Below are 25,760 nucleotides of genomic sequence, written 5' to 3'. Positions count from 1 at the left end.
CCCGGGAAGGAGGGCATAGCGGAAGAAGAGACCCCGCTCGTTCATCACCGGCATCAGTACGTACCCGCCGAAGGCCCCCAAAGGGCCCACCCCCACGGCGGCTTCAGGGAGATCCAGGCTATGGATGTGGTGACCCTGGGCCAGGGGGAGGGGCTTCAGATCCACCACCTGGAGAAGGCCTTCTCCCCCGGAAAGACGCACCGCGAGGTGGGCCAGTAAAGGGGGTGCTCGCGATCTGAGTGCATAGCACCCCCTCTTTTTCACATCTCGGGGTTCAGATCAAGTAGCACACGAAGGAATCTTATACTGGAGATACTTAGGCTGGGATGTCTATGTGATGGTATTCACGATAAAATACTCGTGATGACTCTATCGTAATATCTTAGCCCTCCCAGGGGTTCAGCAATCGGATAGGCAAGCCCCTGAAGTGGGTGGTGTTGCGGGTGACCAGGATGAGCCCATGGCACAGGGCAGTAGCGGCCAGCAGGGCATCCAGCGGAGAGAGAGGGCGGCCTTCGTTCATGGCCCCACCCGTAAGAGCGCCCCAGGCCTCCATCACTTCGATGTCCAGGGGCAGAATTTGGCCGTCGAAGCGCCGTTTGAGGTCTTCGATCCAGCTTTCCAGGACAGCTCGGCGCGGCTCTGGAGCACGAACGGCCCCCTGCACGAGTTCGCCCAGGGTCAGGACGGAAAGGTAAGCTTCCCGCACGGAAAGCTTTTTTAGCCAGACCATGACCCTGGGGTTGGGCTGTCGTTTGGCGGCCTCGGAGACCACGTTGGTGTCCAGCAGGTAGCTCAAAAGCTGACCTCCCGGTAGCCCGTTTCTGGCCGGTTGGCCAGGGCCTCAGTTTCCTCGTCGGAGAGGGGTTCTGAGGGGCACAGCGCCTCAAGAAGGGAGAAATCCTGGCCACGAAGCTGGGTGTAGGTAACCCAGTCCAGCACCACCACCGCAGGCCGACCCCGCCGGGTCACGGTCTGCGGCTCACCCCCCAGCGCCCGCTCCACCACCTCGGAAAACCGGGCTTTGGCTTCCTGAAGTTGCCAGACGTGTTTCACAAAAACAGTCTAGCCTGACTAGCTAGTTTGAGCAAGCCAAGCACCTGGGGCACCCTCGGAGCCTGGGAGAGGTCGGTCTCCTGGGCCATCCGCACCGCCATCAAAGCCGCGCCCACCGTCAAAGCCATGCCCAGCACCATCAGCAGGGCGTATCCTTTTTGTCTCAAGCCAACCACCTCCACAAGAGCCAGCCCAGCGTGGCCAGGCCCAGCACCCGGTACAGCCACAGTTCCCAGTTGATCCCCTGATGCCCCTGATGCACCGGCCTTGCCGGAACGCTACCGGGCTGGCAGCGTAGCAGCGCAGCAGCACGGCCAGGTGCAGGGGGTCATTGGAGGAGGGTGGGGTACTCATGGGGCTTGAGTTTCTGAATGTTGCTTATGAAGCGCGAGGTCACCGGACCGGAGGGGATCTCCAGGCGCGGGTTGGTTTCGCCTATCCAGGCAAAGGGGACTTTCCAGACAAAGCACTTGTCAACCATGCCGTATCCCCGGTAGGGCGGGCGGGTGTAGGAGCAGGCGTACTGCACGATCAGGCCCCCTTCCCGAGGAAGGGTGTCGGCGGGAACCTCGCTGGGCCTGCCGTCGCTGCTCTGACCCCACCAGGGGATGAGCTGCCCATCATGGGTCTGAATGAAGTTCTGGACTTCCATGCCCAAAGCCTCGGGCCGGGTGGCAAAGACGAGCTTGCCGGAGGCCTCCTCGTACTCCCAGAGGGTGATCTCCTGGATCGGGGGAGCATACACGCGGGGTGTTCCGTTAAAAAGAAGCAAAAACGCCGCCAGCAACGCGCCCCCTATCAGGAGCACACCCCCAAAATCGAAACTGAGGTCCTTGAGCTTCTGCCAGAGGGTAACGGGGTTAAGGTTCAGGTTCATACGCACCTTTCACAACCCCATCCTGGAAGCCCGGAGGGGGCTCGAACATAGGGCATGGTACCTCCGCATGATTCGCATGGAGCCTTCCACCAGGAAAACCGCCGCCAGCAGGAAGCCCCCGGTCAGCCAGGGGGTGATGGGGTCTTTGAAGGGGGTAAGAAGCAGAAAACCCAGGAGCAGCCCCGTCCATAGCAGCAGGTGGCTCAGGCTGAAAGCCAGACCGGCAACCCAGGCCCAGGGCTTGAAGTCGCCCAGCCAGGCGTGGGCCACCACCAGCGCCGCCAGCCACAGGAGGCCGGTAACCAGGAAAGGCTTCCAGATTGCTACGGCCCAGAAGGGCAGGGCAAACAGCAGACTGAGCCCCACCGAAGACAGCCGGAAGCGCCCGAGCAGCCCGGCCATCACCGCCGGGCTGAGCAGGCCCAGCGTCAGCGCCCCGACCAGCAGGTAGAGCAGGGTCAGGAGAAGATGGCGGAGGGGCTCAGGCTGACGCACAACCACGGTTCACCTCTGCCAGGGGGGGATGCCGTTCTCCCAGGAAAAGGGGTCGTAGCGGCGGTACTCTTCGCTTTTGAGGTAGAGGCCATTGGGGAGATCTTTCCTCGGAACGTAAGGCATCTCCACCCACTGCCAGTCCACCGTATTGCATACGAGCCTGCCGTCTTCCCCCTGGCGCACCTGTACCAGGCCCCAGGTGATGTAGGACTGGGGACCACCGTAGCCGCTGCCCGTGTCGTCTGTGGTCTGGAGGTAGACTATCTCGTAGGGCTGTTCCCGGGGGAACAGGCCGAAGACCACATTGCCGCCGGAAAAACCGCCAGCCGAGTGAATATATCGTCCATCCACAAAACCCAGCAGGCCAAACCCCGTGCTTTTTGCGAGCACATGGCCTGCCGGGGGGTTGGGGGGCGAGGGCAGCCGCCGGGCAGTATGGGGGTTACTTACGTTGTCGGGTACGGCCAGGAACCACCGGGCCCCCTCTTGCAAGCAGTAGGGGCCATGCACCAGGGCCAGGGGGCCGGTGCGCTTTCTGTTTAGCCTAGGCTTCCCCTTTTCGTCCAGCCGATCTGTGAAGTACAGCGGGGCCTCGCTGGTGGGCACCCGGTAGAAGGTGGCCGGGCCGAAGTCAATCCGGTAGGTTCCGTCCGGCTGGGGGGTGCCCTCGATATTGCGTTTGACCACGAACCAGTCCTCGGCGGGGTCGGGGGTGCGTTTGAAGTAGTAGTAGGCGCTGGTGTTGGGCTTGAGGCTAGCGCAGTCAATCGAGATCCAACCCTCGCCAGTATGCTCGTAATTAATAAGAAGAACGTTGCTCGATCTATTCTCCATCTCCCCGATGGAGTAGGCGTAGTAGCCCGGCTCCACCCCGGTTTGATGGAACAGGATGTTATCCCCATTCCCCTCAAGGCAGTCATACCTGGGGTTGTAGAGGGGGCTTTCCTTGCCGAAGAGCATCCCGAACCCGGCGGGCGGGGGTTCCACCGCCGGGGGCGGCACCACCGGGGGGCTTTGGCGGTTGAGCTGGTCACAGGCCAGCAGGGCAGGCGCAAGCAAAAAGAGCAGTGTGAGATACCGTGTCATGGTTCTCATTGTAGCGAACCTCTGGTCCCCTTTCGGGGATTATGAGAAGGCTAGGGATCCCAGGGAGAGGGTGCGGGTTCCCCGGGATTGGTAGGTTCGCTGCCGCTACCCGAGCCTGAACCGCTGCCACCGGAGCCGCTGCCCGAGCCAGGGTCGCCCGAGCCGCTACCCGAGCCTGAACCGCTGCCACCGGAGCCGCTGCCCGAGCCTGAACCGCTGCCACCGGAGCCGCTGCCCGAGCCTGAACCGCTGCCACCGGAGCCGCTGCCCGAGCCAGGGTCGCCCGAGCCGCTACCCGAGCCTGAACCGCTGCCACCGGAGCCGCTGCCCGAGCCGGGAATCACATCGACGGTGCCGTCCGGGTACTCAAGGATAACCGTACCGTCCGTGAGCCTCTTTTCTTTGGTTCCATCGGGCCAGGTATACTGCCAGCCTCCCTCCTTGGTTTGATCGAGCTTGCTTCCATTGGCAAACTCGTGCGTACTGCTACCATCCGGCCTGACCGTCACCTTATCGCCGTCCGGCTCGTAGGTGGTCGTGCTGCCATCCGGGTTATCAATGGTTAACGGGGTTCCCAGCACCTTGGCCAGCTCGCTCATCGCCGGGGCCCCCAGCAGTCCGGCCAGCAGCAGGCCCGCAGCTGCCATTACGATGCCCACGGCCATAATCACCCCGACAGGACTGGCCAGCACCGCCCCGGCAAGGGTAGCAGCCACACCCACAGTACCGGCTCCACCAGCCAGCGCCAGTCCCGCCACCGTCAGGCAGGTCGAGGCCATGTACTCACACCCAGCCATACCCACCGAGCCGTTCAGGCTGTTGATGGCCCCCTCCACCGGGTCGGGCCCGTCGGGGGTGGGGGGGAAGGTGAGGGGAGTGAAACGGTAGTGCACTTCCAGATCGTCGTTCTCTGGCTTCACCACGTGGTGGTAGGTTCTGCCATCGGATCCCTGGATCATCCCCTCCGTCCCCCGCCCGTTGCGCACGATCAGCACGGCCTCTGCCTCGGCCAACCAGGAATCTGGACAGAGGTTTTGCAGGTTGAATTTTCCGAAGGTGGTAAAGTCCTCCCGCCCCATCTTGAGGCCCTGGCGCTCACAGGCTTCCTGCAACAGCTTTTTTTCGGAAGCCGCGAGCGCGCTCCCCAGTAGCACCAGCAAAAGCAATAAAGTTCGCCACATACTTACCTCCAACATTCAGGTTCGCCTTCCCGGCGCACGCAGACCCTGGATTCCGGGGTCAGGCCGTTGGTATCTCCGCTATAGGTAATTTCTAAAAGCAAGCTGGATGCCGCAGCCTCCAAGCGGTAACGCACTATTCCCACATCCCCCTCCCCTTCGCTGGGCACGCCCACCGCAATACCGCTGCGATCCGGCACCCATTCCCCCCGGGCATCGGGGATGGAAGGAAAGGTGATGGTGTACTGTCCGGGCTGCACCTCTAGGCTATGCTCCCCGTTGCCCAGCGAGAAGGCGGTGGTCTGGTAGGTACCACTGGCCTGCATCGTCGCTTGCGTCCCGGCAGGCACTCCCTCGATCCGCACCCGCAACCGGCCCGGAATCCGGGTATAGCTCACCTGGGTCACCGGTCGGGTGGCCCCGCCCACCTCCACCGCCAGGTTGCCGCCCTCGGGAGGGGTGGTGGGCCGGTAGCGCACGATGGGCAGGCCGGGGTTGACCACGCTCTGGGCCGCCACGGCGTAGGTGCCCTGGCGCAGGCCCGAGAGGGTGGTGCTGGCGGTCAGGGTGCGGCTGTAGCCGCCCGGCCCGCTCAGGAGCACCTGGGCGCTCACCCCGGGGTCGAGGCCCGCTACCTCCACCCGCCAGTCGCCCGCCGCGATGGGCGGGGGCTCGGGGGCCGGGCTGCAATCCAGGCGGCGCAGGCCCAGCCCGTTGTCGGCCTGGAATAAGAGGTCGCTGTCCAGGGTGCGGCGGGCCTCCTTGACCCCCTGGCCGTCCCGGCCCTCGAAGCCCAGGGCCAGCCCGGCCAGGTCATAGCGCTGGCCCCCCGTCTGCTGAAACAGGGCCGGGGTGTCCTGGTAAAGCACCTGGCCGCTCGCCGCCCGGTAGATGTAGCGGATCTGGGGGGCGGCAATGCTCATCAAAAGCTCGGGGGTGCGGTTTTCCTCCTGGAAGAAAAGCCGGTTGCCTTCCAGGCTGCCGCTCCCGGCGAAGGTGTTGAGGGCGGCCCCGCTCCCGATGCGGCTCAGCACCGCCCCCACCCCCCGCAGGCCCTGGCCGCTCGGGACGGTGCAGGCGGTGCCTTCCAGGGCGTAGGTGCCGGTGGCGGCATCCAGGACGCTGACGCGGGTCAGGGTGTAAACATAGCCGTTGCCGCCCGCATCCACCACCAGGGCCCGGCGCAGGTTGCGGGGGTCATAACCCTGGTTGGCGAAGCGCACCGTGAGGCCCGAGGCGCTCACCCCCAGAACGCGGAAGCGGCTCTCGGGCAGGCCTTGCAGGAACTCAAAGCCCGCTGTGCTGCCCCGCAAAGGGAGCAGGAAGGGGCGCTCGCTCACCACCTGCTGGGCCACCCCGCTGGCGCGGCGCAGCTCGGCTTGCAGGTTGGTGCCCTGCAAGACCGCTTGCTGCTGATCGGAGGAGGCCACCGCCAGGCGCACCGCCCCCACCAGCAGCAGCCCGGCCAGGGCTGCGGCCAGGAGGAGTTCGACCAGGGTTATGCCGTGCGATCTCATACCTCGATCTCCGACTCCCGCTCCCGCTGCCAGCCGGGGCCCGGCTTCACCCAGGACTCGTGTTCGGGGGTGATCCACTTGTAGCCTTCCTCGAAGGTGAGGTAGTTTCCGCCCCACTCTGCTGTGGCACTCACGCACCTGTCCTCCCCTTCCCCCACAAAGGTCAGCTCCACCCCGTTGTGCTTCTCGTAGACCCGCACCTCAGAGGAGTCCTCAAGGAGCCCCCGGATGGTGGCTTTGAGGTCGTACTGATCCTTGAGTTTCTCATCCAGGAAGGGCTCCAGCCGTTCTACCAGCCGGTCGGTCTGGGCCTCCAGACGGGCCTCGGAACCGGGGGCGCTCTCCATTGCCCAACCGGGCATCATGCGGCTATCGCCATCGGGCGCCGTACCGGTGTAAATAATCCGATCGCCCTCGATGTTCCAGCGATCCCAGTAGCTATCACTGCCCCAGTAGCTTTCCAAGATAGCATGATCCCGTCCGATGGCAATGCTGTTCTGGAAGGCGGGGTAGAGATCGTTGCCCAGGTACTGACTCCTGACGATAACTACGTAGTCCTCATTTGCCCCCACTTGCAGGCTTACACTCAGCCCCCCCTCCTGCTTCAACAGGCTACGGTAGGTCTCCCGCAGATCCACCGGGAGGTTTTCCAGCTCGGGAATGGTTCGCTCATCCTTAAGGAAGTCGTTGACCCGGCCCAGGTGGGCGATCCGATCCAGCTGCTCCAGCACCTGTTCCCGGCCTTCCAGGCTGGGGGCGGCCTCCACCAGCTCGCGCATTGCGTTGACGTGGCGCTCGTGGACAGCCTCGGGTACCAGCACGCGGACGGTATGGCCCTCCCCTACCGGCTCCAGTCGCAAGACTGCCCCCTCTCTGGGCCAGTGCACCTCCAGGGTGTACTCCAGCCCGCCCTCGCGGTCAGCGATGTCCACGTGCATCCGTCCGCTACCGGTGATGTGGCTGTAGTGGATGGAGCCGTCAGCCTCCTTGCGAAAATGAGGCAGCTCCCCTGGACCCAGGGCTCCGGTGTACTGATTCCGGTCACGGTTGCCGTAGTAGAGGTGGTCTACCGCATATAGCTTATACTGCGTAAGGCCCCAGTCCTTGGCCTTGGCCTCACGCAGCCCCTCCACCATCTCGTCCCAGCTCCACATGTGGCGATAGTGGCTGGCCACCTCATGGGCCGCGTTGATCAGCCTGTCGCTGACCTCGCGCAGGGGCAGGTCGTGGGCCAGGCGCGGGGGGTTGGCGGGGTCGTAGTTATCGCCGTCACGGGCCATTTTTACTTCCCAGGAGAGCAGTACCCCAGGGTCTTTCTCTACCCCCATCCGGTACAGGGCCTCGATGTCCTGTATATCGGCGTACTTGCGTACCTCGGGCAGTTCGTGGAAGGCCCGCTCCTGGCGGCTGCTTTCAGCTCTCGATGCGTCCCACGCATGGCTGGGTTCGTGACGTTGTTCCAGCGTGGCCCTGACGTATCTCAGATCGCCAAAGCGAGGATCGTAAGCGTTGTGCGCGTTAAGGTCTACGCCTTCCTCGGCCAGGGCTCTGGCCGCACGCTCGGCCAGCTCGGGATCCACCGCTTTGGGTTTGTGTACCAGCGCATCCTTGAGGGCATCCTCATCGAAGACCACCTTGAGGTTCATCGGGTCATACCCGGGTAGCTTTTCCTGCAAATCCCGCAGGGCGGCCTGGGTAGTTTCGGGCAACAGATGGCTGTAATCGCTGTAGGTGTATTCCTCCACCGCATACCGCAGGAGCAGCGGCTGCCCGGCCTGCTGTTCCAGCTCCTTCAGGAAGTCCAGGGTATTCTGGCGGTTGCTGAACCAGATCTGACCATCGCTGTTGTCCAGGCTCCGGGCAAAGTCCTGCACTGCTTCTTTGCGCTCGGGGTGCTCGATCTGCGACCACACGTGGTCAAATAGAGCATCATAGGCTTTCCGGGCTTCGGCGTAGTAGGGTACAAAGGGCTCGCTCATAGTCCCACCTCAGAAATCCACATCCTGTTCGGCAGCGCGTTCTCTGCTGGCCCGCTGGAGCGCCGAGGTCAGCCCGGGCATCTCGCCACCCCAGCCATTCCAGCCTTCCAGGCGTAACCGGTTGTCGTTCTCGCCCAGCTCCTTGAGAATCTCACGGGCTTCCTGGGGGGTCAGGTAGGCTCCGTCTTTCTGATTGAGGAAGGCGTCCAGCCGGGGCGTCTCCCAGCCGTAGCCGTTCCAGCCGTCGTTAAGCAGGCTTTTCGCGGTTTCGTTGACCTCCGTGCGGAGGGACTCGATCTCCGCCGGGCTGAAGTAGGCAGTCTGCTCGAACTCGCCCCGCATCTGCCCGGCCAGGCGACGGGCCTCCTCCAACCCCAGGGTCTCGTAGAGCCGGGGGGCCTCCTCCCCCTGGGCCAGGACGGTGATGTGCCCCGACAACCGCTTGCGCTCGTAGTCCACCAGGGCCACCTCCGGCACCCCGTTTACCTCCACGTAGGAGAGGCCGGTGGTCTCGTCTAGCATCCGCTCTTTGTGGTTCTCCGCTCGCATGGTTCCTCCGTGTCCGTGTCGTTAGTCGTTAATAGAAGACCTGGCAAACCCAGCTCAGACCACTCTGGTAGCAGCGCTTGCCACGCCAGACCGCCTGGGCGTTGTAGACCTCCCCGGCCCAGGGCACCAGCGGTAGACCGGTAATACTGTCCAGCCGCCAGTAGAGGCGTTCATGGCAACCGAACCATCCACAACTACTGGCAAACTCGTACTCATACCCCACCCCCTGGTTAAGGCTGTAGGTGTTGGCGGGCCAGAGCATGATGCTGTGGCTGCCCACCCCCACCGTCTGGTATCCCCCGCCGTTTTGCAGGAGGGTCAGGGGGTTGGGGGTGCTGTTGATGAAGCGGCTGTCGGTGCCGGAGTAGGCCTTGATGATCTGGAGGTTGAGGGCGGCCCGGTTCTCGGGCGTGTAGGTCACGGTGGCATCTGTGAGTTCGCTGCTACGTCCCAGCAGCACCGGGTCGGGGCCGCTGGGGATGAAGGCGATCCCGTAGTTGTAGGTGGTGTCCTTGGCCAGGCCGTGATAGTCCGGCCAGAGGAAGTTGATGATATAGGTGCCCGGTGCGGTGTAGCTCGCGCCGTTGAAACGGACGCTGATGGGGGCGTTGTTGGAGGTACGGGTGATGTTGAGCCGCAGCGAGGCGGTGCTTGCGTAGTGGACGTAGAGCACCGCCGTCTGGCCCGGGGTCACGGTGGCCTGACCGGCCATGCCCACCGGGGCCACCCGCACCTGGGTAAAGGTGGCGGTACCACCCACCCCCGACCAGGCGGGGCTGTCGTCAATCTGGATATAAGGCCGGATGCGGAGACTGCTGCGGTTGCTGGTGCGCAGCACGGTGTTGATGCAGCCGTTCTGGCCCGGCATGATCCACTGCTGGCGCTGCCAGCCCGAGGCCAGCCAGCTCCGGGTTCCTTCGATAAGGGTTTCGCCGCTGAACTGGGCCTCCAGGAAGCCGACCTGGGCCGGGTACTGGGACTGGTTGTTGATGCAGGCGTATACCCCAATCAGCTGGTTGGGCGGTACCGGGGTCCAGCCGCCCGGATAGCCGTCGCGCTGGCCCAGGATATAGCTGTCGATGCCGGTCTGGGTCACGCCCCACAGCTCCCCCACCCCCACCAGGTTGCGCCCGCTGATGTAGCGGTAGAACACCCCGCCGCCTACATTCCAGTCCTGGGTGGGCGGGCTGGCGCTGTAGACGCCGGGGGCTACGTTGTCGAAGGTCTGGTCGGCCTGGCTCACGGTCAGGCCCTGCGGCCCGCTCACGCCGTAGTTGGGGGCCCAGGGCAGGCCGCTGGTGATGACCCGCAAGCGTCCGGTGGTGGCGCTGTAGGTCACGTTCATGGTGACGGTCTGCCCGGCGGTCACGGTGAAGCTGCCCTGGCCGCTGGGCACATAGGTATAGCCGCCAAAGGAGAGGTTGTCGGCTTGCAGGGTGTAGGAGCCCGGAGGCAGCTCATAGCTGGCGGTGCCGTTGAAGGTGTGGCGGGTGGTACCCCCCTGCACGATCCGCAGCACCGGGCTGGAGCCCGAGGGGTGGCCCGAGACGTTAACCTGCACCCGGCCCGTGATGGGGGCATAGCTCAGGCTGACCGGGATGGTGCTGCCCTCGGTCAGGTTGTAGCTGCCCGCGTTCCCGCTGGCCCGGTAGGTATAGCCGTTGGCGGCCACATCGGGGGTGTTCAGGGTGTAGTTGCCGGGCAGCAGGTCGGGGGTGGTGGTCACTCCGTTGCGCAGGTTGGCGCTGTAGTTGGTGGGCCCGAGCAGGCTCACCAGGGCCTGGGTGGAGGCGGTGGGCAGGCCGCTCAGGGTGAAGCGGAAGCTGCCCGAGACCTGGGTGTAGGTCAGGTTTATAGGTACGGTCTGGCCGGGGCCTACCGAGAGGCTGGCGGGGGTTACGGTGGCCCGGTAGACAAAGCCGCCGTGGTTGAGGTTGGCCGCGCTGGCGTTGTAGCTGCCGCTCACCACCTCATAGGTGCCGGGGCTGCTCAGGTTGTAGTTGCGGGTGCCGGTCAGGCTCAGGGTGTAGCCGGTTGGGGCCCCGCTCACGCTGAGCTGGATGAAGCCCGACTGCTTGGTGTAGGTGGCGCTCGCCTCGGCAACCTGCCCGGCGGCCACGTCCACCTCCTGGGCGGGGGCGGTGTAGTCGAACCCGGCCTCGTCGCGCTGGGTCACCGGCTCCACCCGGTAGCGGCCCGGGAGCAGGTCTTCCACCACGGTGCCGCTGGGGTAGGTTCCGATCAGGGTGCCGCCCTGGAAGAGCCGGGCGCTGGGGGCAGGCATCCCACCGGGGCCGCTCAGGACGATCCGCACCGCGCCCGAGGCGGGGGCGTAGGCCACCTCGATGGCCTGGTTCTCGTTGTGGGCCAGGGTGAACCCCTGGGCGGTGGCCCGGTAGGTAAAGCCCCCTATCCGCACCGGCGCGGGGGTCAGGGTGTAGCTTCCGGTAGGCAGGCCGGTCAGGCTGCCCCCGGCAAAGGTGTGGTCGATCCCGTTGCCCTCCAGGCGCAGGCTGGCTGCCGAGCCGGAGGGCAGGCCGCTCACGTTAACCACCAGGTTGCCCTGCTGGCGCTGGTAGGTCAGGGTGGTGCTGACGGTCTGGCCCGGGGTCAGGTTGGCGCTGGCGGCGCTGGCCCGGTAGGTGTAGCGCCCGGTGCCGTAGGGGGTGCTCTCGTTGCGGGTGACCGGGCTGGGGGTGATGGTGTAGAGGCCGGGCTCGAGGAAGTCCAGGGTGGCGCTTCCCTCCAGGGTACGGCTGCTGGGGCCGCTCACCGTGATGGGGGTGGTGCCGCTCACTCCGGTTACGCTGACCTGCAAGCGGGCGGTGGCGGCCAGGTAGCGCACGGTAGCGTTGTGGGTAGCGCCCACCCCCAGGCTGAAGCTCCCGTTTTCCACTGTAGGCACGAAACGGAAGCCGTCCCGCTCCACGTTGGAGGCGGTCAGGGTGTAGCTCCCCGGCAACAGGACGTAGCTGCCTCCGGCCTCGAGGTTCCCCGTGGTGGGGCCTTCCAGCCGCATGGCACCGCTCGGCAGGCCCACCAGGGTCAGGTTGAGGGTGCCGGACTGGCGCACGTAGTTGATGGATAGGTTCTGGGTCTGGTTGTGGGCCAGGCTGAAGCTGCCGGGGCTCAGCTCGGCCAGGTAGGTGAAGCCGTCCACCGTGACCGAGGGGGCCTCGACGCTGTAGGAGCCGGTGGGGAGGTCGTTGTTCAGCCCCGGGTTGAGCGGGTAGCTCAGACCGCCCCGGCGCAGGCGGATGCTGGGGGCGCTGGCACCGGAGGGCAGGCCGCTCAGGTTGAGGTTGACCCGGCCCTGCTGGCGCACGTACTCCAGGGCCAGGCTGTGCTGCTGTCCGGCGATGAGCGAGAGGTTGCGGCTGGGCTGGGTGGGGGCATAGACATAGCCCCCGGCCTCCACCTCCTCGGCGGTGAAGGTATAGGCCCCCGGGGTCAGGCCGGTCAGCTTGCGGCTGCTGGACAGGCCCTGCTCGAAGCCGCCCGGCCCGCGCAGGGTGGCAGCGGCCAGGGTGCTGGCAGGCAGGCCGCTTACAACGTAGTTCAGCACCGAGGTGGTGGGGATGTACTCGAGGCTCACCGTCACGGTCTGGCCGGGGTTTACATCGGCTCCGATCAGGTTGGCCTCGTAGCGGATATCGTCCTGGGTGTACGAGATGGGCTGCACCCCGTAGCGGCCCGGGGCAAGCTCCCACTCCCCGCCTGCGCTGCCGAAGCTGTGCAGATTTTCGCTGCTGCTGAGTATGCGTCCGCTACCATGGGATTATGACTTTGGACGACCAATACATGAACAATCTGACCAGCCAGACCGAAGGCTTGATAGGGGGGATGGCCCTCCCCAACGGGATGCTGTTCATGAGCACCCACGGGGTGGGGGTGGGCTATCATGACAAGGAAGGACAGCTTCATAGCATCAGCCGTCCCCTCAACCCAGCACTGATGCGCCGGGTTGGGGTGGTGGGGGGCTTGCTGTGGATGTTTGTCGAGTGGAGCATGATGCTGCTCAGCCGGTTGGTGGGAGTACCCAATAAGGAAGATCGAAAGATCATGCTGGTTGGATTCGCAACCGGCGCTTTGGTGAGCATGATCGCCATCCTTAACGACCCGGACTTCTGGAAGCTGTTTTACCTGAGCTTCCTGGCCCTGGCTGCCCTCGCCGTTCTGCTCATCCCCGGTCTGCGCTACCACCTCCAGGAGATGCGCCGGTACCACGGGGCGGAGCACCAGCTGCTCCACGCGGTGGGCCTGGGGGAAACCCCTTCCCAGGAGAGCCTTGCGCGGCAGACGGTGTTTCATCCCCTCTGCGGCACCACCGCGATGATGCCGCTGCTCCCCCTGGCATTCGTGGGGCCGTTTTTGCCCTGGTGGGGGCATCTCCTGGCCTGGCCCCTGGTTTTCCTGGCCCTGTTCGGAGCGGCAATCGCCTCTAAGGAGGGGGATCGTCGGGCCTGGGCCCGGCTGTGGATGCGGGTCGGTGAGTGGGGACAGGGCTTCACCACCGCGCCCACCGAGGCCCGGCACCGCGAGGCGGCGGTAGCGGCCTGGGAGGCGCTGCGGGCCTGCTATCCCCAAGTCGGAAAAATGCAGGCAGAAACCGCAAGTTGATCGGAGCGTGTTGATGCTGGCGTCTCAATGAACCGCCAACGCACCCTGAACAGGGTGCGTTATGCAGGATAGGAGGTCACCTGGAGTCCAGGCAACGAGCTGCTACTTCCAGCGGCCTATCTTGAATGTAGCACCTGCTGTTGCCAGAGTCAAGCGGCCGTTGAGCCAGGCTCTTATCATATACATCCCTACCCCGATAACCACCGATACAGGGGCATAGGATTGACGACGAAGCGACGGAGGTTGCGCAACACAGGGGCGCCCTTTTGATGAAGGAAGCCCAGGAGCAGGTTGCGCAGGGCAGCCAGAGCCACAGGCATCCTCTCCAAGCGCCACATCCCGCTTGTGGTGCAGCCGGTTCTCGATGGCCCAGTGGCCCCGGCTGAGGCGGGCCAGGGTAGCGGCATTGGCCTGCTCTGGCGACAGACTGGTGAGGTAGAGGTCGGTCTCCAGGCTCTTATCATTTGCCTGAGCATCGTCGCTTCAACCCCTCACCTGTCGACATCGGTTACCGCCCGATTTGTTTTATTTGGCAAAAGGAGCACCAAACTGGCCGGCGCTGTCGCCACCCTCTCCCGCAAGGGGAGAGGGAAAGGGGAAAACGATAAAAGCCTGTGAAAGTGTATGGACATCATTACGACAGTGTACTATATGTTATAATCAGAATGTGTTTGATTCATAGCTCTGGTATCATAAAGAACCAAGAACCGAATGGGCGGCCCATGGCTTTCATGATCTACAAGGATTCTGCTATCACCTTAGCGAGGTAAACCCCGAAAGGGAAATGAGGAGGCACATATGCGAAGAAAAGCCCCAAAAGACGAACTCTACAAGCTGTACGGCCTGGAGAAGAAATACGTCCCGATCAAGGATCTTCCTCTGATTGAGAAATACCCTTCCATCATCCTGACCGCCGAGAGCCGGGCCCTGCGGCGCAAGGTACGGGAAATCCAGCAGAAGCATCCCGAATGGGGACCTGGCCCGATCAAGCACGCCTTGCTCCAGGAAGGCCTGATCGCTTCCCGCGAGGATATAGAAAAAGTGATGGATAAAGTGGATCGCTACGAGGACATGCTGCCTCTCCGGATCGTCAAGCACCGCCTCGGCCTATGGTAATCACACTCCCTCACTACGGCAGCAGCGAAGAAGAGTTAATCCGGCTGCTGCCGCAACTGCGGGTGAGGGAAGAAGCAACGGAAGACAGTCCCAGCATCGAAACGGTGCTCAAATACTTCCATGCCAAGCCGCGGGGGTATCTGATCTGGCAAGCCCTCCCCAACCACCGCAAACAGCCCGACTACCTCTGCAAGTCCTACGGGCTGGCCTGGAAGACGGTGCGAGGGCAAAAATACTGGATGATAACGGAGGATCGCTACTGGAGCATCCTGGACAACTACCAGGAGATGGGCTCACGGCACCCCATGATTGCCCGGGTGGTGCCTGAGCGCTACGAGCGGCGCAATAAACTGCTCCAGCTCCGCCACCTCCGGCAATGGTACTCCATCATGAGCGAAAGCCCCGCCAACTACGCGGCGAACCATCCCGGCGTCAGCCATACCATTCTGCCCCGGATGCTGCTCAACGATCCGCCGGTGCGCAACTACGACCGGGAGCAGAAGGTAATTCTGCTCCACTACGATGGTGCGACTTCATTGATTACCCCCAACTTCGCCATCTCGCTCCCGGAAAACTCCTTCGAGCAGATTCAGCGGAAGTGGGGCACCATTGATCCCTTCAGCATTCTTATGCTGGCCACCCTCCTGGGCGAACTCGAGCCGGGCAGAATTCATAAACATATCGGTCAGACGGATTGACAGGCATTATCTGTGAGATTCGGATTCTAGCCCTCACCAAACCGAAAGGGTTGGTGAGAGCGTACCCAGCTTGGGGGTAGATTCCCTATCGGGACGGACGGGCATCCGTACGCCAGGTGCTCTATAAGCTCTACCCGAACCAAGCTCAGCTTGAGACCCTGGAACGGTGGAAGCGCCTGCACTGCCAGCTGTACAACGCCTGCATCGAACAGCGCCGCCGAGCCTGGGCCAAAGGAAAGAGCCTGGGCTACTACGACCAACAGAACGAACTGCCCAGGCTCAAGGCGGAGATGCCGGAGTACATCCCCCTGGGCAGCCACGCCCTGCAAGAGACCGTTCGGCGGGTAGACCGGGCCTTTCAGGCTTTCTACCGCCGGGTTCGGGTGGGGAAAAAACCCGGCTTTCCCCGCTACAAAAGCCCCAAGCGCTTCGTGGGTTTCAGCTACCCCGACCAGGCCGGGTGGAAGTTCGAGCGGGGGCCGAACGGCAAACCACGGGGTGCAGCACCTCTCCAACCTGGGGGCCATCAAGGTCAGGGGCAAACCCCGTCAGTGGGGCGAGCCCCGCCAGATGATGCTGACCCGCACGGCGCACGGCTGGTACGCCACCATTACCGTTCGCTGCCAGCCCATTCGCACAGCGGGCAACGACTCCATAGGCATAGACCTGGGGGTGGAGGCTGTAGCGACTCTGAGCGATAGAACGCCGCCGGTGGAAAACCCCCGCTTTCTCAAGCAGGCCAGCGCCAGGCTCAAGGGCCTGCAACGAGAACTTTCCCGCCGTAAGCGCTTCGACTCCAACTAGCGGCGCACCAGGCGGAAGATAGCCCGACTGCACCAGAAGGTCGCCAACCAAAGGAACGACTTCCAGCATAAGCTGACCGCTTCGTGCCTCCTCCAGGTTCAGGCCCGGTGTCGTGGGGGTTGCTTGGAATCGTCGGTTTCGACCATCGTCTTGCTATGTACCTGCTGCCCTTCCACCCACAGGAGCAGCGCGCCTTCCCAGCAGTCGGTGGCGCGGCGTACTGCGGGCTCGAGGAGGGCCCGGTGCTCCGGGCCGGGTACGGGCTGCACCCATTCCTCCAGGCCGCTGGGCTCCCCGTCCAGCCAGCGGATGGCAGCGTACAGGCCGGGCAGGTACAGCACGGCCTCGGCCTGCTCGGGCAGGTGGGGCAGGATGGCCCGGAGTTCGTACTCCTCCCAGAAGCGGTGCCGGGGCACCGGCTGGCCGCTGGTATCAAACACCCCCTGCCATAGCGGGCTGAACCCCCAGGCCCCGATGCGCTCAGCCACCAGAACCGCCAGGTGGCCGCTGGTCAGGTAGAGCAGGCGCACCCGCCGGTTGTACCGGCCCCGCAGGGGGATCTGCCGGAGGTCGACCAGGTTCAGGATGCGGAAGATTTCGTTTGTGCCCGGATGCACCTTGCCCTTGCGGTAGTCCTCAAGCCACTCCTCCAAAGTCTCCGGGATGCCCTGCCAGCTCTGGAGGGGGAAGGCTTGCTCCAGGTCGTAGTCGTGCTTAACCCAGCCTGCCTGGAGGCTGTAGCACGCTTCGATGGTCATACCTGCCATGACTTCTACTATAGCGAAAGTTTATATACCTCTCGGCAATTATGAGAACGGCCAGGGAAAGAGCCCTGGAGACCGCATCTCCAGGGCCCCACAGGCCGCCCTAGCGAACCCGGAACTGCCACACCCCCGGCGTGGCGGTGTCCAGCACCACCAGCGGACCGGGGTTGAGGCTGGCGAAGTCGCCCTCGGTCTGGGCCACCGGCTCCAGGGTCACGAAGATGCGGTGGAACTCCCCCTTCTGATCCACCAGGCTGGTAGCGGGCGGGGTGTTGTTGGCAGGGGTGGGCAGGCTGGCCGTGAGGCTTGCCGATACCGTCCGCCCGGTGATGTTCACGGTGCCCAGGCGGAAGATGGTGCCCGCCTCGTTCTGGCGGTAGACGGTGTAGAAGTGGCTGGGCGGGGCGGGCTCGAGGCCCCGCAGGGTGATGACCGCCCGGCTGTTGGCGTGGTTGTAGCTGAGGAACGGGCTCTCCATCACGATGGTGCCGGTGGCCTCAGCGGGCACCTGGAAGGGGGTCAGGTTAAAGAGGCCGTAGGTGGTGGACTGTGCGGTGGCAGTAGTGCTGGCGTTGGGCGCGGGGGTGGTGTAGGTGGCCACCAGGAAGGGGTTGGGGAGGGCGGTGAGGCCGGTGGCGGCGGGGATCAGGGGCTGGAGGCTCAGGCTGAGGGCGTTGTGGCTCATGGCGTTGATCGAGCCGGTGGTGCCCCCGCAGGCCGCACCCATGTTGACGGGGAGCAGCGTGATGGTCTTGCTACCGTTGGTCAGGTCGGTGGCATCCAGCGTCCCAATGAACCGCACGCAGTTTACCGCAGTATTGGAAAGCTCACGGCGGAAGCTATAGATGGCGTAAACGTGGTCGGCGTCCAGGGCGGGCAGGTTTTGGAAACCGCTCAGCGTGATGACGGAGTTGGCTCCATCCTGAACGCTCACAGCGATCTGGGGTAGGTTGAGGGTGTTGGGAATCTGGAGGACCCGCTGGGCAGGCCGGATGAAGCCGGTGAAGGTGACACCGGTGCGGGAGCTGGGTGGGCTGCCCTCCAGGGCCACGGTGGTGCTGCACGAGACGTTGGTGGCAGCCTGGGCGGCCAGGGTGAAGCTGGCCTCGCCCTGGGCGTTGGTGGTGAGCGAGGTGGCCGAGGGCACACAGAGGCGGGTGTCGGCGGTCACGTTGAGCCGGACTCCGGCGACCCCATTACCTTCGGCGTTGACGACCTTGACAACGAGGGGGGCGGGGAAGTTCTGGCCGCTCGAGGCCACCTGGTTGTTGCCCGAGACGATGTTGAGGGAGTTCGGGGCGGGCAGGTTGACCTGGGGCGGCGCGACGTTGACGACGGGGGCGGGCTGGCTGCAAGCAGCCAGGAGCACAAGAAGCAGCAAGATCCAAAGTATGTTCTTCACTCCATTCAGTGACCAGGGTAGCCAAGAAACGATGATTTCACAGTTCATTGATCACCGCGACAGGCTCTTATCATTTGCCTGGGCATTGTCATTTCAACCCCTCACCCGGCGACAGCGGTTACCGCCCGATTTGTTTTATTTGGCAAAAGGAGCACCAAACCAGCCGGCGCTGTCGCCACCCTCTCCCGCAAGGGGAGAGGGAAAGGGGAAAACGATAAAAGCCTGTCACCGCGATTGTGAAGTGGAATGCGCTGATGCCCAAACTGTGGGAGGATGGAGATGGTCAAGATGGTTATGGACGGTTCATAGCTCAACGACCCCCTGCAAAAGAGCTATAGAACCTAAGTGGCATCGCTCGTCTTCTTGCGCTCTGACAGAGCATGATTTTCTGGCACGGTCTGGATTCATCTCTAATCCTTATAAAGGCGCAACTTAAAAGGGTTCCCCCTCCGGAGGTCTGATCCGCACGATAAAATCCCTGGGGCTCAACACCAGTAGGGGTAGATCTGTTCGTCCCATCAGGGAATCAAAGTGACGTAGATCCCCTGTAAGTAGCACCTGGGCCTGGGCCTTCAAAGCCGCCACGAGTACGGGACGGTCTTTTTCGGGAAGGGAGCTAACAAGCTGTCTCAAGGGCTCTTGAGCCAGATAGTCAACTTCTTGGTGTTCCGGAACCAGTCGCACCCAGCGCATAAGTTGCATCAGGTGAGGGGTGGCCTTTGGGCGTTTGCGCTCAATGTTAAACTCCGCCTCGAGCCAACAAAATGGACTTGTGAGCAGTTGGAACTTTCCCTGTTCAGCCAGCATCCAGATCAGGCGGAATATCTCACCCCCCAGGGCTGCAGAAAACAGCACGTTCGCATCCAGAAAAACCCGCACTAGAGACCCCAGGCTCGACGAAATTCAGCTAGCTCCTGCTCGCTTGCCTGTGCGGCCTGGTTGAACTCCTCAATACGTTCCTCGGTGTAGACCTCCAGCGGAAGTACCCGCGCTGGCTCTAAAACCACCCGGCCCTCCTCCACCTCCACCAGGAGAATATCCCCGGGTTTGAGACCCAACGCCTTGCGTACAGAGGCGGGCAGAGTGACCTGGCCCCTAGGTGAGACCTGTGAAATAGTTTTCATATTTTCAGCATAGCAGAAAATCAAAATTACATACAAAGCGCCAAAATCTCAGACCGCCAGACCCTGCTCCACCAGCCAGCTTGCCGCCTGCGCGAGCCGCTCGTGACGCACCTCGAGGATCAGCCGGGGCCGGCTCTCGACTTTGCTCAGGGCCTGGAAGAGCGCCCTCCAGTGGAGGCGACCTTCGCCGGGCGGCCAGTGCCGGTCCAGGAGGCCGTCGTTGTCCTGCAGGTGCAGGTGTCCCAGCAGGTTCCCGGCCTCCTGCACCCACTGGTCAGGCGATGGCCCCCCGATCTGTTGCATCAGGTAGGCATGGCCCACGTCCAGGCTCAGACGAACATGCTCCGAGTTGAAGGAGCGCACCAGGGCCAGGAGGGCGTTAGGGTTGGTATCGCGAATGTTCTCGATAACCAGGGTAAGCCCCAGGTTGCGTGCCAGGGGCAGGACGGTCTCCAGGGTATCGTGCACGAACTCGAGCTCGCGCTGCAGGCCATTGCTCGGGGCGTGGGCCATCTGAGGATGGCCGAAAAAGAGGAAGGGGCTGTGGATCACCATGTGGGTGGCCCCGAGCTCGGCGGCGAACTCCAGGGCCCTTTTGTATCTTTCAGCGATCATGCGTCGTACGAAGGGGTCGGAGGAGGCCATCCAGAGGCCGTCGTAAGGGCCATGGATGCCGATTCTGCCGGTGAAGCCGTCCAGCGCTTCGCGGGCCCTGGCCACCAGGGGCTGCCAGTCGCCGTCGAGCACCTCTGGGCGGGTGGCGTCCTGGATCTCGAGGTCGCGTCCCCCCTGCTCGAGTAGCCAGGTGCGGTAGGTGGGCAGCAGTTCGAGGGGTAAGGCCATGCCCAGCACGGGCAGGGTGTTCGAGCTCATGGGGGCACGGTATTGGGCACTGGTCAGATGAGCATCAACGAGGAGACTATTAGTGAAAAATTTTACGATACCTAGTATTTGTGACTATATTCTTTGCACTCGCAGCGTATGCCACCAAAACCCTGCCCATCGAGCCCGAGGCGCTCTTCACGGTACGACGCATCTCGGCAGCCTTCAAGAACATCCCCGGCGGGCAGATCCTGGGCCCGACCCTGGACTACAGCCACCGTCTCCTGCGGCTGGAGGGGCTCCAGGGCGATGCAGAGCCCGCCGACCCTGAACCCGCCTCCAATTTTGCGCCGCAGCAGGTGCCCTTTGTGGCCGACTGGCACCGCCAGAACGGGCTGATGGCCCTCCGGCCCAAAGACCCCACCCCCGGCCCGGCGATCCCCGACCTGACCCGCGAGCCGCTCCTCTTCCCAGCCCCCCGGGCCCAGAGGCTCCAGGCCCTGAGCCGGGCCGATACCGACGGGGTGCTGGCCCTGGGCTATGCCAACATGCGCGGCTACGAGGCCATCCACCCCACCGTGAACGAGGTGCGCCTGGCCTACGCCGAGGTAAGGCTCCAGCACCCGGCGACCGGCGCAGTCTTCAGCGCGGGCCGGGTGCGCTACGCCCAGGCCGAGGTGCTGACCAAGTTCCGACCCGGGCCCGACGGCAAACCGGCCCTCGAGCTCGGCTTTGCCGCCTCGCTGGGCTGGAACGAGGTCAAGCTGATCGCCGCTGCCATGCTGGATGCCGCCATGGACCTGCCCGAGCCGCACCCCGCCCACACCGAGGAGTTCGTGCTCTCGCACACCGAGCCGGTGGAGGCCAGCGGCTTCTGCATCCACTACAAGCTGCCCCACTACGTGACCTTTGGCTCCGACCTCGACGCCCTGCGCAAGGCCCGGGCCCAGGTGGCGGTGGGCGACGATTCCCCCCAGCCTGCGGAGGTGGCGGAATGAGGCTCAGCGCGCTCACCCACCCCCGCCAGGACTACGCCTACGCCTTCCTGGACGCCTTCGCCAAGCGCGAGCTGCGCCGCAAGCTGCTCAAGGCGGTGGCCATCCCCGGCTACCAGGTGCCCTATGCCAGCCGCGAGGTGCCCCTGGCCCGCGGCTGGGGCACCGGGGGCCTGCAGGTGACGCTCGCCCTGGTGGGGCCTGCGGATGTGGCCAAGGTGATCGACCAGGGGGATGACCAGTCGGTCAACGCCGCCAACCTGCGGCGCTTTATCGCCCGTATGGCCGGGGTAGAGACCACCACCGACACCGCCCGGGCCACCCTGATCCAGAGCCGCCACCGCATTCCCGAGGAGAGGCTGAATCCTGAGCAGATCCAGGTGCTGCAGGTACCCTACCCCGAGCCTCTGGCCCGGGTGGAGCCCAGCTTCGCCAGGGCGCGCGAACTGCACGCCGACGCCGAGTACGCTCAGGTCTGGCTGGGCCTGTACGAAGACCTGGTGCGCTGCCGCACCCCCACCCACGGGGCCGACTACCCGGTGATGGTTCACGGTCGCTACCTGATGGCCCCCTCCCCCATCCCCCGCTGGGACAACCCCAAGCTGCACCAGGCCCAGCACCTGACCCTGCTCTCGGCGGGCAGTGAGAAGCGGCTCTACGCGGTGCCACCCTTCACCGAGGTGCGCCCAGTGGAGTTCAGCGACGTGCCCTTCGACGTCGAGGATCAGCGGGACTGGGCCGACTGGCAGACCGGCCTGCGCCACAAGTTCATGACCGAGCTGCCACAGGCCGACGGCGGCAGCCGCTACGAGCTCTCCGACCGCGACTATGCTCGCAAACGGGCTGCAGGGCTGCCCACCCAGCCCACCTACTACGACGAGGAGGGCCTCTTCTACCACCCCGGCTACCTGGCCCCCCGCACCCCAGCCGAGCGCCTCGAGCGCCTCCTCCAGGGGATCCCCGATGGCCCATCCTCCTGAACCCACCGAAGCTCCTCCCCCCCTCGAGCCCCCCCGCCTCCTGCGCCAGAGGCCCTTGCTGCAGGCGCAGGGCCTGCACAGGTCGTATGGCCCGGTCACGGCCCTGGCCGATGTCTCGCTGGCGGCCTACCCCGGCGAGGTGCTGGGCATCGTGGGGGAGTCGGGCTCCGGCAAGTCCACCTTGCTGCGCCTCCTGAACCTACAGGAGCCCGCCGACCGGGGCTACTATGCGCTGGCGATCCCCGGGTACAGCGGCCAGAACCTCTTTGCGCTGAACCGCTACCAGGCCCGGCAGGTGCGGGTTCAGCACATCGGCATCGTCTACCAGAACCCCCACCTGGGCCTGCGCATGAAGCACACCGCCTCCGGCAACGTGGCAGAGCGGCTGGTGCTGGCGGGCGAGCGGCGCTTCGGGCGGCTGCGGCGGGCGGCACGGGGGGCGCTGGCGGCCTCGGAGTTCCCGCTCGAGCGCATGGACGAGGCCCCTATCCGGCTCTCGGGGGGCATGCAGCAGCGGGTGCAGCTCGCCAAGGCCCTGGCCCTGGAGCCTGCCCTGCTGCTTTTGGACGAGCCCACCACCGGGCTGGACGTCTCGGTGCAGGCCCTGGTGCTCGATACCCTGAAACGCCTGCAGCGGGCACGCAGCATCACCATGCTGATCGTCTCGCACGACCTGGGGGTGATCCGCACCCTGGCCGACCGGGTGCTGGTGATGCGGGCGGGCCGGGTGGTTGAGCAGGGGCTCACCGACCAGGTGCTGGAAGACCCCCAGCACCCCTACACCCAGGAGCTCGTGCACGCCAAGCTCTGATATGCGAAGGCTCTCCGAAACCCCCACCATCCATCCCACCGCCCGCCTGACCGACTGCCGCCTGGGGGCCTGGACCGAGGTGTCCGAGGGAGTGGTGATGCTCGAAACCACCCTCGGCGACTACAGCTACCTGATGCCCTTCGGCCAGGCAGCCTATGCCGAGATCGGCAAGTTTGCCAACCTCGCCAGCTTCGTGCGCATCCACCCCACCAACCACCCCATGGAGCGCCCCTCGCTGCACCACTTCACCTACCGCTCCGCCCTGTACGGCCTGGGAAAGGACGACCCGGCCATCTTCGAGTGGCGAAGAACGCAGCGGGTGGTCATTGGGCACGACGTCTGGATCGGGCATGGGGCCTCGGTGATGCCGGGGGTGAAGGTTGGCAATGGGGCAGTCATCGGCACCGGGGCGGTGGTCACCAGGGATGTGGAGCCTTTCACCATCGTGGTGGGCGTGCCAGCCCGCCCCCTGCGCCGCCGATTTGACCCTGGCATTATCGAAAGGCTGGAAGCTACAGCCTGGTGGGACTGGCCCCACGCCCTGCTCAAGGAGCGGCTACCGGACTTTCGCGGCAGCGTGGAGGCCTTCCTGGAGAAATATGCGCCCTAGGAGGCCTTTATGCTCACGGTGGAGAACCTCGCCAAGCGCTTCCAGATCCACGCCCTGAAACGCGAGGTGGTGGCCTTCGAGGGCCTCTCTTTCTCCTTACAGCCGGGCCAGTTCATCCTGGTATCCGGGCCCAACGGGGCAGGCAAGTCCACCCTGCTGCGCTGCCTGTACCGAAGCTACCGGCCCACCGCCGGGCGGGCCCTGTATGCTTCCAGTCAGGGCCCCCTCGACCTGGTGCGGGCCGCCGACGAGGACATCACCCTGCTGCGCAAGAGCGAGATTGGGTATGTTTCGCAGTTCCTGCGACCCAGGCCGCGGGTGAGCGCCCTCGAGCTGGTCGCAGAGCCGCTGCTGCACCTGGGCACCCCGCAGCAGGAAGCTGAGCGCCAGGCGGCGGGCTGGCTCGAGGCCCTGGGCCTCAAGGAAGCGCTCTGGGCCGCCTTCCCCAGCACCTTCTCAGGCGGCGAGCAGCAGAAGGTGAACCTGGCCCGCGCCCTGATCCGCTCTAGCCGCCTGCTTCTGCTGGACGAGCCCACCGCCTCGCTCGATACGGCGGCCCGTCAGGCTCTGGTGGCCCGTCTGGCCGAACTGAAGCAGCAGGGGGTCGGGATTCTGGGGATCTTCCATCACCCCGAGGAGGTCGAGGCGCTGGTGGATCAGACCCTGGAAATACCGCCGGTAGCTCCCTTCTTGGCCCCCGAGCCCCAGCCGGTAGCCTGAGCCCTTTCGTGCTTATGTGGATCAAGAACCTCAAGCTGGTGCTGCCCCAAGAAACCCTGCCCAGGGGCTCTATTTGCCTGGAGGATGGCCGCATTAGCGCAATCGTCGAGGGGGACGCACCGAACGCCCTGGACGGACGGGGGCTTACCGCCATTCCCGGCCTGATTGACATGCATGGGGACATGCTCGAGCGCGAGCTGCAGCCTCACCCCGGCAGCCGCTTCCCCATCGAGCTGGCCCTCTACGAGCTGGACAAGCGCCTGGTGGGGAGCGGCATCACCACCGCCTATGCCTCCATCTCCTTCATCGAGGGCTGGGGCTCCCGCGACCCCCAGGAGGGCCTGGAGATCATCCAGAGCATCCACTGCTACCGGGAGCGTCTGCTGTGCGACCTCAAGGTGCATGCTCGCTTCGAGGTGACCACCCCGCGCTCGGCCCCCATCCTGCAGGAAGGGGTGGCCAACGACGAGATCCACCTGGTCTCGCTGATGGACCACTCCCCCGGCCAGGGGCAGTTCCGCGACCTCGAGCACTACGTGGAGTATTACAGCAAGTGGATGCGCGGCTACGACGAGAGCGAGGCCCAGATCCGGGCGCGTGCCCAGCACCTGCTGGAGGCCCCCAGGGCCTGGCACATCGCCCGCGAGGTGGCTTGGGTGGCCCTAACCAAAGGCATCGCGCTGGCCTCCCACGACGACGACACCCGGGAAAAGGTGGATCTGATGGGCAGCCTGGGGGCTAGCATCTCCGAGTTCCCGGTCACGCTGGAGGCCGCCCAGGAGGCTAAACGTCGCGGCATGGGGGTGGTGATGGGGGCCCCCAACGCCTACCGGGGCAGCTCCCATTCGGGCAACCTGAGCGCCCTCGAGGGCATCCAGGCCGGGGTAGTGGATGGCCTGGCCTCCGACTACCACCCGGCCTCGCTGCTGCAGAGCGTGTTCAAGCTGGAGCGCGAGGGGGTGCTGTCACTGCCTCAGGCCGTGGCCTTAGCCACCCAGAACATCGCCTGGATGTGCGGTCTGGGAGACCGCGGGCGCCTGGTTGAGGGGCTGCGGGCCGACCTGGTGCTGGTCGAGGAAGGGCCCTGCCCACGGGTGCGGGCCACCTTCGTGGCGGGGCAGGCCGTTTACAGTGATGGAACCTTGGGTTGACCACTCCTCGTTAGAGCGCTCTTCACGGGTTTTGAGCCATCCGCTTTCAGGAAGGCTTTGTCCTGAACAGAACATTGACACGCGGCTTAGTACACGACAAAACTTTGAAAACGGCTAAGAATAAGGGCCAGCCCCCGCCAGGAGGTGGCCCATGGAAGAGCATAAACGATTGGTTGAACTGATACGACCCCAGCAGGGCTTTGAGCTGTGCCAGTTGAAGCTGGCCAAGTGGGTGCTGAGCCTGTTCGAAGCCGACGAGAGGGGTTGGATAGTGGCGCCGGATCGTACCGAGTGGGCGTTTGGCAGACAGCAGTTGAATGTGATGATGCTGGGGGTGGTGTACCAGGGGTTGACCCTGCCCCTGGTGTGGAGGGTGCTGGATAAGGACGGTCATAGCCATACCGAC

27 protein-coding genes and 1 pseudogene are annotated in these 25,760 nt (G+C 64.5%); 12 read left to right on the top strand and 16 right to left on the bottom strand.

The window, feature by feature from the left end; translation table 11 throughout:
- On the top strand, positions 1-219 hold a 219-nt coding region (locus tag J3L12_RS14720; RefSeq protein WP_208015811.1), incomplete at its 5' end, for a hypothetical protein.
- Positions 220-382: 163 nt separating this feature from the next.
- Here the strand turns inward: J3L12_RS14720 and J3L12_RS14715 are convergent.
- The 11 genes from J3L12_RS14715 to J3L12_RS14665 all read right to left on the bottom strand — a co-directional run bounded on the left by J3L12_RS14715 (position 383) and on the right by J3L12_RS14665 (position 12,419).
- Complete coding sequence (locus tag J3L12_RS14715) at positions 383-799, bottom strand: type II toxin-antitoxin system VapC family toxin (protein ID WP_208015810.1); 417 nt, start codon at positions 797-799, stop codon at positions 383-385.
- Entirely contained in the window at positions 796-1,056 is a 261-nt protein-coding gene (locus J3L12_RS14710; RefSeq protein WP_208015809.1) for a type II toxin-antitoxin system Phd/YefM family antitoxin, read from the bottom strand. Before J3L12_RS14710 ends, J3L12_RS14715 begins: the two co-directional genes overlap by 4 nt.
- Entirely contained in the window at positions 1,053-1,223 is a 171-nt protein-coding gene (locus J3L12_RS14705) for a hypothetical protein (RefSeq protein ID WP_208015808.1), read from the bottom strand. Before J3L12_RS14705 ends, J3L12_RS14710 begins: the two co-directional genes overlap by 4 nt.
- A gap of 161 nt (positions 1,224-1,384) precedes the next feature.
- Positions 1,385-1,933, bottom strand: a complete 549-nt coding sequence (locus J3L12_RS14700; RefSeq protein ID WP_208015807.1) for a hypothetical protein — start codon at positions 1,931-1,933, stop codon at positions 1,385-1,387.
- A gap of 9 nt (positions 1,934-1,942) precedes the next feature.
- Positions 1,943-2,434 carry a hypothetical protein gene (locus tag J3L12_RS14695; protein ID WP_208015806.1) on the bottom strand — a complete coding sequence of 164 codons (492 nt, stop codon included), beginning with the start codon at positions 2,432-2,434 and terminating at the stop codon, positions 1,943-1,945.
- A gap of 3 nt (positions 2,435-2,437) precedes the next feature.
- Positions 2,438-3,514, bottom strand: a complete 1,077-nt coding sequence (locus J3L12_RS14690) for a hypothetical protein (protein ID WP_208015805.1) — start codon at positions 3,512-3,514, stop codon at positions 2,438-2,440.
- 50 nt (positions 3,515-3,564) lie between these two features.
- Positions 3,565-4,695, bottom strand: coding sequence for a T-complex 10 C-terminal domain-containing protein (locus J3L12_RS14685; RefSeq protein ID WP_208015804.1), 1,131 nt, complete (start codon positions 4,693-4,695; stop codon positions 3,565-3,567).
- Positions 4,696-4,697: 2 nt separating this feature from the next.
- Positions 4,698-6,209 (bottom strand): hypothetical protein, encoded by a 1,512-nt coding sequence (locus J3L12_RS14680; protein WP_208015803.1) that lies wholly within the window; start codon positions 6,207-6,209, stop codon positions 4,698-4,700.
- Positions 6,206-8,188 carry a hypothetical protein gene (locus tag J3L12_RS14675; protein ID WP_208015802.1) on the bottom strand — a complete coding sequence of 661 codons (1,983 nt, stop codon included), beginning with the start codon at positions 8,186-8,188 and terminating at the stop codon, positions 6,206-6,208. Before J3L12_RS14675 ends, J3L12_RS14680 begins: the two co-directional genes overlap by 4 nt.
- Before the next feature lie 9 nt (positions 8,189-8,197).
- Positions 8,198-8,737 (bottom strand): hypothetical protein, encoded by a 540-nt coding sequence (locus J3L12_RS14670; RefSeq protein WP_208015801.1) that lies wholly within the window; start codon positions 8,735-8,737, stop codon positions 8,198-8,200.
- Positions 8,738-8,765: 28 nt separating this feature from the next.
- On the bottom strand, positions 8,766-12,419 hold the full coding sequence (locus J3L12_RS14665; protein WP_208015800.1) for a carboxypeptidase-like regulatory domain-containing protein: 3,654 nt from the start codon (positions 12,417-12,419) through the stop codon (positions 8,766-8,768).
- A gap of 98 nt (positions 12,420-12,517) precedes the next feature.
- On the opposite strand from J3L12_RS14665, the gene J3L12_RS14660 reads away from it, so the two are divergent.
- The 4 genes from J3L12_RS14660 (at position 12,518) to J3L12_RS14645 (ending at position 15,975) form a co-directional block, all read left to right on the top strand.
- On the top strand, positions 12,518-13,357 hold the full coding sequence (locus J3L12_RS14660; RefSeq protein WP_208015799.1) for a DUF1385 domain-containing protein: 840 nt from the start codon (positions 12,518-12,520) through the stop codon (positions 13,355-13,357).
- Between the two features lie 798 nt (positions 13,358-14,155).
- The gene (locus J3L12_RS14655; RefSeq protein ID WP_243455281.1) at positions 14,156-14,473 is read left to right on the top strand and encodes a hypothetical protein; all 318 of its coding nucleotides are present in this window, start codon (positions 14,156-14,158) and stop codon (positions 14,471-14,473) included.
- Positions 14,467-15,171, top strand: coding sequence for a hypothetical protein (locus J3L12_RS14650; protein ID WP_208015798.1), 705 nt, complete (start codon positions 14,467-14,469; stop codon positions 15,169-15,171). Before J3L12_RS14655 ends, J3L12_RS14650 begins: the two co-directional genes overlap by 7 nt.
- A 498-nt stretch (positions 15,172-15,669) precedes the next feature.
- On the top strand, positions 15,670-15,975 hold the full coding sequence (locus tag J3L12_RS14645) for a transposase (RefSeq protein ID WP_208015797.1): 306 nt from the start codon (positions 15,670-15,672) through the stop codon (positions 15,973-15,975).
- Between the two features lie 98 nt (positions 15,976-16,073).
- Here J3L12_RS14645 and J3L12_RS14640 read toward each other — a convergent pair whose 3' ends face one another.
- From J3L12_RS14640 to J3L12_RS14620, 5 genes are all read right to left on the bottom strand, one after another.
- Positions 16,074-16,733, bottom strand: a complete 660-nt coding sequence (locus J3L12_RS14640) for a hypothetical protein (RefSeq protein WP_208015796.1) — start codon at positions 16,731-16,733, stop codon at positions 16,074-16,076.
- A 109-nt stretch (positions 16,734-16,842) separates the two neighbouring features.
- Complete coding sequence (locus J3L12_RS14635) at positions 16,843-18,120, bottom strand: hypothetical protein (protein ID WP_208015795.1); 1,278 nt, start codon at positions 18,118-18,120, stop codon at positions 16,843-16,845.
- 453 nt (positions 18,121-18,573) lie between these two features.
- The gene (locus J3L12_RS14630; RefSeq protein ID WP_208015794.1) at positions 18,574-19,020 is read right to left on the bottom strand and encodes a PIN domain-containing protein; all 447 of its coding nucleotides are present in this window, start codon (positions 19,018-19,020) and stop codon (positions 18,574-18,576) included.
- Positions 19,020-19,265, bottom strand: a complete 246-nt coding sequence (locus tag J3L12_RS14625) for an AbrB/MazE/SpoVT family DNA-binding domain-containing protein (RefSeq protein ID WP_208015793.1) — start codon at positions 19,263-19,265, stop codon at positions 19,020-19,022. Before J3L12_RS14625 ends, J3L12_RS14630 begins: the two co-directional genes overlap by 1 nt.
- A gap of 48 nt (positions 19,266-19,313) precedes the next feature.
- Positions 19,314-20,138, bottom strand: a complete 825-nt coding sequence (locus J3L12_RS14620) for a sugar phosphate isomerase/epimerase family protein (RefSeq protein ID WP_208015792.1) — start codon at positions 20,136-20,138, stop codon at positions 19,314-19,316.
- A gap of 80 nt (positions 20,139-20,218) precedes the next feature.
- Here J3L12_RS14620 and J3L12_RS14615 point away from each other — a divergent pair, with 80 nt between their 5' ends.
- The 7 genes and pseudogenes from J3L12_RS14615 to J3L12_RS14585 all read left to right on the top strand — a co-directional run.
- Positions 20,219-21,085, top strand: a complete 867-nt coding sequence (locus tag J3L12_RS14615) for a carbon-phosphorus lyase complex subunit PhnI (RefSeq protein ID WP_208015791.1) — start codon at positions 20,219-20,221, stop codon at positions 21,083-21,085.
- Positions 21,082-22,062 carry an alpha-D-ribose 1-methylphosphonate 5-phosphate C-P-lyase PhnJ gene (locus J3L12_RS14610; RefSeq protein ID WP_208015790.1) on the top strand — a complete coding sequence of 327 codons (981 nt, stop codon included), beginning with the start codon at positions 21,082-21,084 and terminating at the stop codon, positions 22,060-22,062. The genes J3L12_RS14615 and J3L12_RS14610 overlap by 4 nt, the downstream gene beginning before the upstream one ends.
- Positions 22,046-22,873, top strand: coding sequence for an ATP-binding cassette domain-containing protein (locus tag J3L12_RS14605; RefSeq protein WP_208015789.1), 828 nt, complete (start codon positions 22,046-22,048; stop codon positions 22,871-22,873). The genes J3L12_RS14610 and J3L12_RS14605 overlap by 17 nt, the downstream gene beginning before the upstream one ends.
- 1 nt (position 22,874) lies before the next feature.
- Positions 22,875-23,483, top strand: coding sequence for a DapH/DapD/GlmU-related protein (locus tag J3L12_RS14600; protein ID WP_208015788.1), 609 nt, complete (start codon positions 22,875-22,877; stop codon positions 23,481-23,483).
- A gap of 9 nt (positions 23,484-23,492) precedes the next feature.
- Positions 23,493-24,203 (top strand): ATP-binding cassette domain-containing protein, encoded by a 711-nt coding sequence (locus J3L12_RS14595; protein WP_208015787.1) that lies wholly within the window; start codon positions 23,493-23,495, stop codon positions 24,201-24,203.
- A gap of 14 nt (positions 24,204-24,217) precedes the next feature.
- Positions 24,218-25,354 (top strand): alpha-D-ribose 1-methylphosphonate 5-triphosphate diphosphatase, encoded by a 1,137-nt coding sequence (locus J3L12_RS14590; protein ID WP_208015786.1) that lies wholly within the window; start codon positions 24,218-24,220, stop codon positions 25,352-25,354.
- A 151-nt stretch (positions 25,355-25,505) separates the two neighbouring features.
- Positions 25,506-25,760, top strand: a pseudogene (locus tag J3L12_RS14585) (hypothetical protein); the annotation flags it as partial.

The organism is Meiothermus sp. CFH 77666, from assembly GCF_017497985.1.
In the GTDB taxonomy this organism is placed as follows: domain Bacteria; phylum Deinococcota; class Deinococci; order Deinococcales; family Thermaceae; genus Meiothermus.
The sequence above is the reverse complement of the archived record's forward strand: the minus strand, read 5'-3'. Positions and strand labels throughout refer to the sequence as shown.

Excerpts from the sequence above, each read along its gene's own strand:
- J3L12_RS14605 (WP_208015789.1), top strand. The coding sequence starts at position 22,046 with ATGGCCCATCCTCCTGAACCCACCGAAGCTCCTCCCCCCCTCGAGCCC.
- J3L12_RS14595 (WP_208015787.1), top strand. The coding sequence starts at position 23,493 with ATGCTCACGGTGGAGAACCTCGCCAAGCGCTTCCAGATCCACGCCCTG.
- J3L12_RS14660 (WP_208015799.1), top strand. The coding sequence starts at position 12,518 with ATGACTTTGGACGACCAATACATGAACAATCTGACCAGCCAGACCGAA.
- J3L12_RS14700 (WP_208015807.1), bottom strand. The coding sequence starts at position 1,933 with ATGAACCTGAACCTTAACCCCGTTACCCTCTGGCAGAAGCTCAAGGAC.
- J3L12_RS14640 (WP_208015796.1), bottom strand. The coding sequence starts at position 16,733 with ATGACCATCGAAGCGTGCTACAGCCTCCAGGCAGGCTGGGTTAAGCAC.
- J3L12_RS14625 (WP_208015793.1), bottom strand. The coding sequence starts at position 19,265 with ATGAAAACTATTTCACAGGTCTCACCTAGGGGCCAGGTCACTCTGCCC.
- J3L12_RS14650 (WP_208015798.1), top strand. The coding sequence starts at position 14,467 with ATGGTAATCACACTCCCTCACTACGGCAGCAGCGAAGAAGAGTTAATC.
- J3L12_RS14680 (WP_208015803.1), bottom strand. The coding sequence starts at position 6,209 with ATGAGATCGCACGGCATAACCCTGGTCGAACTCCTCCTGGCCGCAGCC.
- J3L12_RS14690 (WP_208015805.1), bottom strand. The coding sequence starts at position 3,514 with ATGACACGGTATCTCACACTGCTCTTTTTGCTTGCGCCTGCCCTGCTG.
- J3L12_RS14655 (WP_243455281.1), top strand. The coding sequence starts at position 14,156 with ATGCGAAGAAAAGCCCCAAAAGACGAACTCTACAAGCTGTACGGCCTG.
- J3L12_RS14600 (WP_208015788.1), top strand. The coding sequence starts at position 22,875 with ATGCGAAGGCTCTCCGAAACCCCCACCATCCATCCCACCGCCCGCCTG.
- J3L12_RS14590 (WP_208015786.1), top strand. The coding sequence starts at position 24,218 with ATGTGGATCAAGAACCTCAAGCTGGTGCTGCCCCAAGAAACCCTGCCC.
- J3L12_RS14675 (WP_208015802.1), bottom strand. The coding sequence starts at position 8,188 with ATGAGCGAGCCCTTTGTACCCTACTACGCCGAAGCCCGGAAAGCCTAT.
- J3L12_RS14685 (WP_208015804.1), bottom strand. The coding sequence starts at position 4,695 with ATGTGGCGAACTTTATTGCTTTTGCTGGTGCTACTGGGGAGCGCGCTC.
- J3L12_RS14670 (WP_208015801.1), bottom strand. The coding sequence starts at position 8,737 with ATGCGAGCGGAGAACCACAAAGAGCGGATGCTAGACGAGACCACCGGC.
- J3L12_RS14610 (WP_208015790.1), top strand. The coding sequence starts at position 21,082 with ATGAGGCTCAGCGCGCTCACCCACCCCCGCCAGGACTACGCCTACGCC.
- J3L12_RS14620 (WP_208015792.1), bottom strand. The coding sequence starts at position 20,138 with ATGAGCTCGAACACCCTGCCCGTGCTGGGCATGGCCTTACCCCTCGAA.